This is a genomic window from Bradyrhizobium erythrophlei (assembly GCF_900129425.1).
GTDB lineage: Bacteria > Pseudomonadota > Alphaproteobacteria > Rhizobiales > Xanthobacteraceae > Bradyrhizobium > Bradyrhizobium erythrophlei_C.
Map to the genome: position 1 here is coordinate 3,574,097 of NZ_LT670817.1, position 10,957 is coordinate 3,585,053.

Here is a 10,957-nt window from a genome sequence, read left to right on the forward strand (position 1 = left end):
GACGCTGCAGAAACCAGTCGTTAACCAAAGTTAAGGATGAATCGGCGGGGCCGCGCAGCGGTTGGAGAAATACCGGCAGACAAAAAGGGGCGGGCCAAAGGCCCACCCCCTGATTGTCGGGTTAAGCGAGATCAGGCGTCGATGACCGCGACGATCTCGAGGGTCCGCGGATCCACCACCACGATCTGTTCGTTGACGAGGACGAACTCGTATCCACGCCATTCCGGATAAATCGTCACGACTTCCGTCGGCAGCGGACGGAACGACACATCGCGGGGAACGCGGGTTCCGACCGAGATCGAGAAATTAGCGTGGGTTAGCGGCTGAACGTGTTCGCCGCGGATCACGGTGGTGATCTTGGTGCGCTGCTCACCCGAGAGCTTGGCGCCAGCGGCCGCCTGACCAGTCGTGGTCTGTGACTTGCTGTCCGCGCCCTTCGATTCCGCATTCATGTTGCCGTTGCGGTCTTGCCGGCCCTCGGCCTTCATGTCCTTGCCCGCGGCGCCCTTTTCATTCGTTTCCGAGCTCATGCTCTTCGACTTTTCGTTCTTCATATTGTTGTCTTGGGCCGATTTCTCGCCCTTCTGGCCGCCCTTCATGTCTTCCTGAGCGCGCTGGTTCTTGCCGCCCTGGGGCTGCATCTTTTCCTCGGACTGGCTGGACTTCATGCCCTGATCGGAACCCTTCGAATCCGAAGCGCTATCGCGATTCATGGGAGTTGCGGAGGGTGAACCTCGGTCCGACGACGGCGCGCTCTGCTGCGCACTCGAACCTGCCGACGGTGTTTCGCGGCTCATTCCGGTTCCCTGCGCGTTGGCAAAACCAGTTCCGGCGATCAGCGCCGCCGCTGCTACCGAGATCATCAAGCGATTAGTCATAGAAAGTCTCCTCAAGCGTTTGCATTGCCCGCACCGACAACGAAAGGAGATGTGTCATGTTCCGCGCAATTCGCGGTTCCACCGGATTTGTTTTTTGAACGTGCGATGAACACACAAATAAAAGGCCGGCGAGACAGCCGGCCTTTCAGTTCAACAATAGCGATATCAATCGTTGCGGACGTTGCTCAGCACGTCGCCTTGCCGCAGCGGGCGAGGCCGATCTTTTCCTTGAGACCGTCGAGGCCGATCGCGCCGACCACCACCTGCTTGCCGATCACGTAACTCGGCGTCCCGTTCATGCCCATCGCCTCGGCGAGCCTCATGTTTTCCTCGATCGTGGCTTTCACCTCCGGGCTTGTCAGGTCCTTTTCGATCCTGGCGGTATCGAGTCCGGCGTCCTTGGCCGCCGCCATCGCGCGCGCTTTGTCCGCGGCACCGCGGCCGCCGAGCAGCTTCTGGTGGAAGTCGAGATATTTTTTGCCGGTCGGATCCTGCATGCGCACGGCGACCGCGACTTTGGCAGCCTCCACCGAGCCCTCGCTCAGCACCGGGAATTCCTTCAGCACGACTTTCAGCCTGGGATCGGTTTTCAGCAGCTCGAGCATGTCGGCCATGGCGCGTTTGCAGTAACCGCAATTGTAGTCGAAGAATTCGACGAAGGTGACATCGCCATCCTTGTTGCCGAGCACAACGCCGCGCGGCGAATTGAAGATCGTGTCCGCATTGCTGGCGACGCTGGCCTCGTGTTTCTCGGCTTCTGCGGCCGCCTGGCGCTTGTTCAATTCGGCCATCGACTCTTCCAGCACTTCGGGGTGCGCCACCAGGTAATTCCTGATGATGGTCTCGATATCGCTGCGCTGGCTATCGGAGAAACTCTGCGCCGATGCAGACGGCGGCGCGCCGAAAAGGGCGAGCGCGAGCAGTGCGGGAACGAGCAGGCGGAACGAAGGCATTGGCAAATCCTCTTGTGAAAGCCGGTTTTCGAAAACCTTTGTGTCTATTTTCTAGTTGCTGTTTTGGCCGGGAAGCGGCTTTGCAGCGACGATGTCGTCGGCCTTGACCCATCCGGGCGTGCCGACGGCGAAGCGGGCTTTGGCGCGGGAGGCGAGCTCGCGCGCCGTTTTGTTGTCGCCGCGGAGAAAGGCAGCCTGTGCCGACGCCAGATCGGCCTCCGCGTAATCTCCCTTTCGGCCATAGGCCATTGCAAGCTGCATGTAGCCGAGCGGCGCCTCGGTCTCACGTCCGACCGCCGCACGCAGAATCGTGATCGCTTCCTCGGTGTAGGCCTTATTATCAGTTCCCACGAGCGCCTGCCCAAGTAACATCTCGATGAGCGGTGCGTTATTCGAGAGCTGCACCGCCTTGCGCAAGGGCGCGATGGCCTCGGCGGGCTTGCCGCCCTCCAGCAGCGCCTGGCCGCGCAATTCATAAAAATAGGGGTTGTTGGGCTGCAGCTGGATCAGCCCGTCGATCTGGGCAAGCGCGCTCCGCAAATCGCCGTGCAAGTAGGTCGTGATCGCGTGGGCGTAGCGCGAGGGCAGGCTCTCGTTCGACAACGGATAGCGCCGATAGACGGTGTCCTGCCGCTCCATGAAGGCGGAGATCTTGGCGCGCACCATGTCGTGGCGCATTTGCAGGGCCGGATCGTCCTTCTTGTCCCAATAGGGGCTCGAATGCGCGATTTCCTCGAGCGCCGCGACGCGTTCGGCCGGCATCGGATGCGACTGCAAATAAGGATCGGCGCCGTGCGCGGCGAACAAGCTGTCATTGGCGAAGCGCTTGAAGGTGTCGTACATGCCCTTGGCGGATTGGCCGGTGGCGGCCAAAAACTTGACCCCGGCGCGGTCGGCGTTTTCCTCCTGCTGGCGCTGATAGGAGATCAGGTTGTGGCGGATCATTTCCTGCGGTCCGGCGATCGCAGCCGCCCCGACATTGGCCAAACCGTTATCGCCGCCGCCTCTTGCACCCGCCACCAGCGCGCCGGCGCCGAGCAGCATGGCGATGATCATCTGGGTCTGCGCCTGCGCCAGTTGCTGGCGCATCTTGGCGAGATGACCGCCGGCCAGATGGCCGGTTTCATGCGCCAGCACCCCGATCAGCTGGTTCGGAGTCTCGGACTGCATGATCGCGCCGTAATTCACGAAAATGCGGTGGCCATCCGCGACGAAGGCGTTAAAAGCGCTCTCATTGATAATGACAACCTGGATGTTCTGTTTTTCCAGGCCGGCGGCGCGCAGGATCGGCCGCGTGTAGTCGCGGAGCAGTTGTTCGGCCTCGGTATCGCGGATGACCGGCGGGCCCTTCTCCTTCTGCGCAAGCGCCGGCATCGGTGCGACGGCGAACGCAATGGCGGTCGTGAGCGCGGTCAATTTCGATGTCTTTTTGCGTAACGCTATGCGGAATGACATGGCGGTCTTTAAATGATTGGCGGCGGCCCGGATACGCGATATGCCCTAACAAACCGTGGAATGCGGCCAGTCTGGGGCGCACGTGCCCCGTTTCCGGCGTAGTCAGGCCAAATAGCAGAATTCGATGCTTGAAGCGACACTGAGAGACCGTGTGAGGCACCTTCTGACGGCGTCGGGGCGAAGCGACGTTCCACCGTTCATGGTGATGGACGTGATGGCGGCGGCGGCCCGCATCGAAGCGGCCGGCGGTCATGTCATTCACATGGAAGTCGGACAGCCCGCGGCTTCGGCGCCGAAGTCGGCGATTTCGGCCGCGCACGCCGCGCTCGACGCCGGGCGGATCGACTATACCTCCGCGCTCGGCATTCCCTCGCTGTGCGAACGCATCGCGAGACATTACCGGGAGGCTTACGGCTGCGCGGTGGATGCCGGGCGGATTGTGGTCACCACCGGCTCGTCGGGCGCCTTCATCCTCGGCTTTCTGGCCATGTTCGAACCCGGCGATCGTGTCGCGGTCACCGTGCCCGGTTATCCGCCGTATCGCCACATTCTGACCGCGCTGGGCTGCGAGCCGGTGCTGATCGAGACATCGAGCGAAACCCGCCACGCGCTGACCGGCGAGGCCCTGCTCGCCGCCCACCGCAGGACGCCGCTGAAAGGTGTGCTGGTCGGCAGTCCGGCCAATCCCACGGGCACGATGATGTCGCGCGAGGCGCTCACCAGCCTGATCTCGGCGGCGGAAGACGCGGGCATCCGTTTCATTTCCGACGAAATCTATCACGGCCTCGACTATTCGTTTCCGGCGGTGACGGCGGCGGAGCTTTCTCCGCATGCGCTCGTGATCAATTCGTTCTCGAAATATTTCTGCATGACGGGCTGGCGGGTCGGCTGGATGCTGGTTCCCGAACCGCTGGTGCGGCCGATCGAGCGGCTCCAGCAGAATCTCGCCATCTCGGTGCCGACCCTGTCGCAGATTGCCGCCGAGGCCGCGTTCGACGGCCGTGCGGAAATGGAAGAGGTCAAGCGCGGCTATCAGGCGAACCGCCGCATTCTGATCGACGGCCTGCCGCAAGCCGGTCTCGACAAGTTCCTGCCCGCCGACGGCGCATTTTACCTCTACGCCGACGTCTCGGCATTCACCTCGGACAGTTTTGAGTTTGCCAGGCAAATGCTGGAACAGGCCCACGTCGCGGCAACTCCCGGCATCGACTTCGACCCGGTCCACGGCCGCGCCTTCATCCGTTTTTCCTATGCGCGTTCGGCCGACGAGATGCGCGAGGCCGTTGCGCGCATCGCGCGGTGGCTGCGATAGCGGCACAACACCCCCGTATCGCGAGCAAAACTCCCTTAAATCAGGCGCAACGCCATTGACTCCGCCGCCCCAATTGATTTTGGCTGTTTGACGGAATGACCGTTTGCGGCAAAGCCGGCGACGAGATTCGTGCAGGCAGGGGAGTAAAACGTCATGGCGCCAACGATGGTATCCGCAACGCCGGTCCGCGCGGCGAAGCCCTGGTACAAAGTCCTTTATGTTCAGGTACTGATCGCCATCCTGCTCGGTGCCCTCATCGGCTGGCTGTGGCCCAATTTTGCCACCAATGACTGGGTCAAGGCGCTCGGCGACGGCTTCATAAAGCTGATCAAGATGCTGATCGCGCCGATCATCTTTTGCACGGTGGTCTCGGGCATCTCGCATATCCAGGATGCCCGGAAAGTCGGCCGCGTCGGCGTCAAGGCGCTGGTCTATTTTGAAGTCGTTTCATCGTTCGCGCTGATGCTCGGCCTGCTGATGGGCAATCTGATCCAGGTCGGCCACGGGCTGGCGGCGAAGCCGGATGCCGCGGCGGTCGCGACTTACGTCAAGCAGGCGGAGGCGGAGAAGTCGGTCGATTTCGTGCTCAACATCATTCCGGACAGCGTGGTCGGCGCGCTCGCGCGTGGCGACATCCTGCAGGTGCTTTTGTTCGCGATCCTGTTCGGATTTTCGCTGATGGCGCTGGGTGAGCGCGCCAGCCGATTGCGTGACATCATCGACGACACCTCGCACGCGGTGTTCGGCGTGATCGCCATCGTCATGAAGGCGGCGCCGATCGGCGCCTTCGGCGCCATGGCCTACACCGTCGGGAAATTCGGAACCGCCGCGCTGGTGAATTTGTTCGGGCTGGTGTTCCTGTTCTATGCGACGGCGGCATTGTTTGTGATCGTCGTGCTCGGCGTGATCGCGCGCGTCGTCGGCTTCAGCATTTTCAAGTTCATCGCCTATATCAAGGAAGAGCTGTTGATCGTGCTCGGCACCAGCTCATCCGAAAGCGCGCTGCCGCAGTTGATGGAGAAGCTCGAGCGGCTTGGCTGCTCGAAGCCCGTGGTCGGGCTGGTGGTTCCCACCGGCTACTCGTTCAATCTGGACGGGACCAACATCTACATGACGCTGGCGACGCTGTTCATCGCGCAGGCGCTTGGCGTCGATCTGTCCTTTACCCAGCAATTGACCATCCTGGTCGTCGCCATGCTGACGTCGAAAGGCGCCAGCGGCGTGACCGGGGCAGGGTTCATCACGCTGGCGGCGACGCTGTCGGTGGTCAATCCGGCGCTGGTGCCGGGCATGGCGATCGTGTTTTCGATCGACAAGTTCATGAGCGAAGTCCGCGCCCTGACCAACATCATCGGCAATGGCGTCGCCACGGTGTTCGTGTCGTGGTGGGAGGGCGAACTCGATCGTGACAGGTTGCACGCCAACCTCAATAAAGTGATCGATCCGTCGGACCTGGAAACGGCGGTCACAACGGGTTAGCCAGCACGTGAAATCATCGGCGTGCGATCGGCCGCTGCTGGCGCGCAATGGGGCTGCCGTACTCGAAAACGGGTTCAAAATGGCGTAAAGTGAGGTCGCCGGGCAGGAAAGGACCTCCTCCCATGTCGAACCCAGCACCGTCGCGAGTCGTCGCCGCTTCGTCGCCGGCGGCTTCCGACAATCTTGCTCTCTATGAATTGCAGAAGCCTTTCGTCGAGCCGTTGCTGCGGCTGTTTCGCCTCACCAATACCGCCCTCGATGCGCTGTTCTACGATGTGGGCGTATTGACGAGGGCGTTGCTGGCGCAGGACACCGTCGTCAACACCGGCGCAACCCGCAATGTCGTTTCCTCGCGTCATCCGCTGCAGGTGCTCGACCTCTCCGCGGCGACCAATCCGAGCGGCTCCATCATCATCGTCGATGCCCAGCTTGCCCCGTTCGTGCGCCAGCCGTTCGAGGACATGAAGCAGTTCATCGATTATGCCAACGGTGTCGACGGTGCGGCGCTCCATACCCTCGCCATCACCGGTGTCGGCAGTTCGGCCTACGGCGCGGTGGCTTTTGCATGGGACGTCTCGACGGCGATCGGCGAACCGGTGGCGGCCGTCGTGCCGGGTTACGGTCTGGCCGATGTCGTTCCGCAGGCGCTCGGCGGCTGGTTCGGTTTCGGAATATATGACGCGTTGCAAAGCGCGGCCCAGCAGGTGCTGGCGAGCTTCGCTCCGAGCCTGGCGATGATGGGCAAGGAACTGGCGCTCAGTACGCCGGGGCGGGTGCTCGCCGAGACAGGCGCGCCGGTGTTTCGTCACGGCAGCGCCGCCTCCGACGATGTGCACGCCATCCTCGAGGCCGTTCCGGCCATCACGCGGCTGGTCGGCCACAGCAAGGGAGCACTTGCCATCGAGAACGCGCTGCGCTCTCTGAGCGCGCCCCGCGCCGGGGGAATTTCCGTCTTCACCCTCGGCTGCGTGATCGAGGAAGAGTTTTCCGACAACCGGTATCAGCAGACCCTCGGTTGGCTTGATGCGCTTGGTAGTCTCAACTCGTGGAACCGGACGCCTGAACACCGGGCCTTCACGCATCACAGCACCAACAGCGCGATCCCGCTGAGCATGCAGGTCGCCTCCTGCGTCGCGCCCGGCTGAAATGACCGGTTGCAGACTCGGAGCCGTGAGTCCGCGGGGTGCAGAAGTCGACCCGCGGACTCCAAGTCGTGAGGCAGAAGCGGGCAAAGCGGGCTATTCGCCCTCCGTACCGATCGCGTAGGCGGTCTCGCCGTGGACCGCGTCGTCTCCCACTTTGAGGGTGGCTTCATCCATGCGCAGCGGCACGATGATCGAGATGATCTTGAGGATGATGAAGGTCGCGACGGCGTTGTAGACGATGATGAATGCCGCGCCTTCAGCCTGGAGCAGAAGCTGACCGGCATTTCCGTAGAGCCAGCCGGTCACGTTGATGCCGGGCGCCTCCTTGTCGGTGCCGATGTACATCAGCATGTCGGGATTGGCGAAGATCCCGGTCAGCAAGCCGCCGGTGAGTCCGGCCACGCCGTGGGTCGAGAAGACGGAAAGCGTGTCGTCCACCTTCATCATGAAGGCGGTCTTTTGCAGCTTGTTCATGGCGAGCCAGGGAATGATCCCGGCGATAACGCCGATGATGATCGCGCCCATGCCATCGACATAGCCGGCTGCCGGCGTGATGGCGACGAGGCCCGCGATCATGCCGTTGACCGCGCCGAGCACCGACGGCTTGCCGTAGGCCATCTTGTCCAGCAGCGTCCAGACCAGCAGGGCCACCGCGGTGCAGGTGTTGGTGTTGAGCACCGCCGCGCCGGCGTCGGTGTTGGCGAAATAGGGATCGCCGCCGTTGAAGCCGTTCCAGCCCAGCCACAGGATTCCCGCGCCGACCAGCGTCATCAACAGGCTGTTGGGCGGGAAATGGTCACGATCGGCCTGCAGCCGCGGGCCGATCACCCATGCCGCGACGAAGCCCGATGTGCCGGCGGCAAGATGGATGACATAGCCGCCGGAGAAGTCGGCCACGCCCATGCCGGCGAGCCAGCCGCCGCCCCACAGGCTAAACGCCCCCACGGTATAGACCAGGGTCATCCAGACCGGGCAGAAGATCATCCACGCCGTGAAATTCATGCGACCAAGCACTGAACCGGCGAGGATGATCACGGTGATGGCGGCGAACACGAACTGGAAGAAAATCAGTGTCGCCATCGGAAAGGTGAGCGCCGGCATGCCGGATGCCGCCGCCGGAACGATTGCCTGACCGGTGGTAAAGGTGGCCGATGTCGCCAGGCCCGGCGTGCCGAGGAATGGAAACAACTGTGGTCCGAACGCCATGTTGTAGTCGAACAGAACCCAGACGACCAAGACGGAGGCGAATGCGTAGATTGCCATGAAGGCGGAGTTGATCGCCCATTTCTTCTTGACGATGCCGCCATAGAGAACCGTTAGTCCGGGGATGCTTTGCAATCCGACGAACGTCGCCGCCGCCAGCTGCCAAGCGTTGTTTCCGCTGTCTAGCCATTGTGGTGATGGTACGAGTGCCATGTTCCTTCCCCCAAAAATCGATTGTGAGCCGAAGTCCGTACACGCGGAGCGATTGAACCACCGCAAAAACTATGCCAATGAATTGAGCGCCAACTGGCCTTATTTTCCCGACCGGGCTTGGGGAATTTGTCCATGAAATATGCATCGTTGATCAAGAAATGAGCATAAGGGTATCGCGGCCGTTGCTTCGAACGCGGCGATTGGCGGCGGGAATCGGCGCCCTGTTGCTCGGGATGTCCGCGCCCGCCATGGGCGGCGAGAGCGCGATCACCTGCACCAACCCGGCCAGCGGCGCGAGCTTTCAGATCAGGATCGACTACGATCGCAGCACCGTCGATACCAATCCGGCGGAGATCAGCGACGGCAAGATTTCCTGGCGCGACGAGAACCGGTGGAATTACACGCTGGATCGAAAATCCGGAAAGCTGACGATTATCCTTGCCTCCTCCACCGGCGGCAGTTTCCTCTATGATCGCTGCAAGCTGGAGAATTGAAGCCGCGATCAGGGAAGTGGACTGTGCACCATCCCTTGCGTCACGATCCTCATCGCCGGCCGCCCCGCGAAAACCGGAGCGGTGGCGATGGCTGAGGGAGTCCCTGGCGTCAGGGCAAGCGTGGGTTTCGCCTCGCAGACAGGACCCCGCGAACGCAACGAGGATTTCGCCGGTGCGGTTCTCGGCTGGGAGCTGCCGCAACCGCGCCACGACGTGGTGGCGGCGATCGCGGATGGAATTGGCGGAGCAAAGGGCGGCCGTGTCGCAGCCGAAACTGCGGTGCGCGGCTTCCTCGACGGCTTTTGCGACCTGCCTGAAACGATGGAAGTCCGGCGTGCCGCCGCCAACGTCGTCACTGCACTCAACGGCTGGATTTATTCGCTGCGCAAGCAGGATTCCAATCTGGCCGGAATGGGGTGCACCTTCACCGCGCTCGTGCTGCGCGGCCGGATCGCGCATATCCTCCATGTCGGCGATACCCGCGCTTACCGGCTGGGCCGCGACCGCCTTACCTGCCTCACCGTCGATCATGTGCAGGAGGACGGCACCAGCCGGTCGGGCATTCTCAACCGCGCACTGGGCGTCGAAACCGAGGTTCGGCTCGACTATGCGACCCAGCCGGTGGCGCGGCACGACCGCTTCCTGTTGTGCAGCGACGGCGTGCACGGGGTTTTGAGCTCCGACACCATCGCCGACATCCTGCGTGAGCGCTCGGCAGCGGACGATACCGCACGGGCGCTGGTTGCGGCGGCGCTCGATTCGGGCAGCACCGACAATTGCACGGCGATGGTGATCGACGTGGTCGAATTGCCGACGGTCGAATCCGCCGATATCGGCGTCGCCATCGGCCAATTGCCGTTGTTGCCGCTGCCGGTTGGCGGCGAGACGGTCGACGGTTTCCTGCTCAAGGTCCTGGTCTCCGACGGCCGATACACCCGGCTGTTCGGTGCGATCGACGAGATCGAGGGCGGTGAGGTGGTGCTGAAGTTTCCAAAGCCGCAGGTGGCGGCGGTCGCCACCTATCGCGCCGCGTTCGTGCGCGAGGCCTGGGTTGGCGCGCGCGTGCACAGCCCTTGGATTGTCCGTACGATCGAACTGCCGCCCGGCCGCCAGACCTGCCTTTACACAGTCATGCCGCTCTACCAAGGCGAATTGCTGGAAACACGGCTGACGCGCCGTCTCGGTCTGGAGGAGGGGCGCAACGTTGCGATCAAATTGGCGCGCGGCGCTGCAGCCTTGCATCGTGCCGGCGTTATCCACCGCGACATCAAGCCGGACAACGTCATGCTGGAGCGCGACGAATCGTTGAAGCTGCTCGATCTCGGCGTGGTCCGCGTACTCGGATTGGAGGATGCGCCGCCCCAGGACATTCCAGGCACCGCCGCCTACATGGCGCCTGAAATGTTTGACGGCGAAGCCGGCAACGAGGCCACGGACATTTATGCACTCGGCGTCACCATGTTCCGCGCTTTCACCGGCGAATTTCCTTACGGCAATCCCGATGCCACCAGCCCGCCGCGTCGAACCCGGCCGCAGGCGCTTTCTGCGCTGCGCCCGGACCTTCCCGCCTGGCTCGAATCTGCGATCGGGCGAGCGATCGCCATCGATCCCGCCGCGCGCTTTCGCGACATGATCGAATTTGCGGTGGAAATGGAAGCGGGACCGGCGCGCGCGCCGGTCGCGGTGCGCCGGCCACGGACGATCTATGAACGCTACCCGGTTCAGTTCTGGCAGGGTGTGGCCGCACTGCTCGCGCTCGCGCTCGCGCTGTCACTGCTGCGGCATTGATAGCAGACATCGAGCGGGCCTCGCTCGCGATCTGGTT

General features: G+C 62.7%; 9 protein-coding genes. 5 read left to right on the forward strand and 4 right to left on the reverse strand.

All coding sequences use genetic code 11. The features are described 5' to 3' along the window. Nucleotides 1-131 precede the first annotated feature (131 nt). The 3 genes from B5527_RS17075 to B5527_RS17085 form a co-directional block, all read right to left on the reverse strand. Nucleotides 132-878, reverse strand: coding sequence for a DUF1236 domain-containing protein (locus tag B5527_RS17075; RefSeq protein WP_079602564.1), 747 nt, complete (start codon nt 876-878; stop codon nt 132-134). A 185-nt stretch (nt 879-1,063) separates the two neighbouring features. Further along, nucleotides 1,064-1,831, reverse strand: coding sequence for a DsbA family protein (locus B5527_RS17080; RefSeq protein ID WP_079602565.1), 768 nt, complete (start codon nt 1,829-1,831; stop codon nt 1,064-1,066). 51 nt (nt 1,832-1,882) lie between these two features. Next, a complete protein-coding gene (locus B5527_RS17085) occupies nt 1,883-3,286 on the reverse strand; it encodes a M48 family metalloprotease (RefSeq protein ID WP_079602566.1) in 1,404 nt (467 codons plus the stop codon). Nucleotides 3,287-3,410: 124 nt separating this feature from the next. On the opposite strand from B5527_RS17085, the gene B5527_RS17090 reads away from it, so the two are divergent. The 3 genes from B5527_RS17090 (at nt 3,411) to B5527_RS17100 (ending at nt 7,222) form a co-directional block, all read left to right on the forward strand. Further along, nucleotides 3,411-4,598, forward strand: a complete 1,188-nt coding sequence (locus B5527_RS17090) for a pyridoxal phosphate-dependent aminotransferase (protein ID WP_079602567.1) — start codon at nt 3,411-3,413, stop codon at nt 4,596-4,598. Between the two features lie 153 nt (nt 4,599-4,751). Further along, complete coding sequence (gene dctA / locus B5527_RS17095) at nt 4,752-6,077, forward strand: C4-dicarboxylate transporter DctA (RefSeq protein ID WP_079602568.1); 1,326 nt, start codon at nt 4,752-4,754, stop codon at nt 6,075-6,077. Nucleotides 6,078-6,199: 122 nt separating this feature from the next. Continuing rightward, nucleotides 6,200-7,222 (forward strand): hypothetical protein, encoded by a 1,023-nt coding sequence (locus B5527_RS17100; RefSeq protein ID WP_079602569.1) that lies wholly within the window; start codon nt 6,200-6,202, stop codon nt 7,220-7,222. Nucleotides 7,223-7,315: 93 nt separating this feature from the next. Here B5527_RS17100 and B5527_RS17105 read toward each other — a convergent pair whose 3' ends face one another. Next, a complete protein-coding gene (locus tag B5527_RS17105) occupies nt 7,316-8,638 on the reverse strand; it encodes an ammonium transporter (RefSeq protein ID WP_079602570.1) in 1,323 nt (440 codons plus the stop codon). Nucleotides 8,639-8,796: 158 nt separating this feature from the next. On the opposite strand from B5527_RS17105, the gene B5527_RS17110 reads away from it, so the two are divergent. Beyond that, nucleotides 8,797-9,132, forward strand: coding sequence for a hypothetical protein (locus tag B5527_RS17110; RefSeq protein ID WP_154072309.1), 336 nt, complete (start codon nt 8,797-8,799; stop codon nt 9,130-9,132). An 87-nt stretch (nt 9,133-9,219) separates the two neighbouring features. After that, nucleotides 9,220-10,920, forward strand: coding sequence for a bifunctional protein-serine/threonine kinase/phosphatase (locus B5527_RS17115; protein WP_079602572.1), 1,701 nt, complete (start codon nt 9,220-9,222; stop codon nt 10,918-10,920). Nucleotides 10,921-10,957: the final 37 nt, after the last annotated feature.

What these genes read in the sequence shown, in the direction of transcription:
- B5527_RS17075 (WP_079602564.1), bottom strand. Translation starts at nt 878, where the DNA reads ATGACTAATCGCTTGATGATCTCGGTAGCAGCGGCGGCGCTGATCGCC.
- B5527_RS17080 (WP_079602565.1), bottom strand. Translation starts at nt 1,831, where the DNA reads ATGCCTTCGTTCCGCCTGCTCGTTCCCGCACTGCTCGCGCTCGCCCTT.
- B5527_RS17085 (WP_079602566.1), bottom strand. Translation starts at nt 3,286, where the DNA reads ATGTCATTCCGCATAGCGTTACGCAAAAAGACATCGAAATTGACCGCG.
- B5527_RS17090 (WP_079602567.1), top strand. Translation starts at nt 3,411, where the DNA reads ATGCTTGAAGCGACACTGAGAGACCGTGTGAGGCACCTTCTGACGGCG.
- dctA (WP_079602568.1), top strand. Translation starts at nt 4,752, where the DNA reads ATGGCGCCAACGATGGTATCCGCAACGCCGGTCCGCGCGGCGAAGCCC.
- B5527_RS17100 (WP_079602569.1), top strand. Translation starts at nt 6,200, where the DNA reads ATGTCGAACCCAGCACCGTCGCGAGTCGTCGCCGCTTCGTCGCCGGCG.
- B5527_RS17105 (WP_079602570.1), bottom strand. Translation starts at nt 8,638, where the DNA reads ATGGCACTCGTACCATCACCACAATGGCTAGACAGCGGAAACAACGCT.
- B5527_RS17110 (WP_154072309.1), top strand. Translation starts at nt 8,797, where the DNA reads ATGAGCATAAGGGTATCGCGGCCGTTGCTTCGAACGCGGCGATTGGCG.
- B5527_RS17115 (WP_079602572.1), top strand. Translation starts at nt 9,220, where the DNA reads ATGGCTGAGGGAGTCCCTGGCGTCAGGGCAAGCGTGGGTTTCGCCTCG.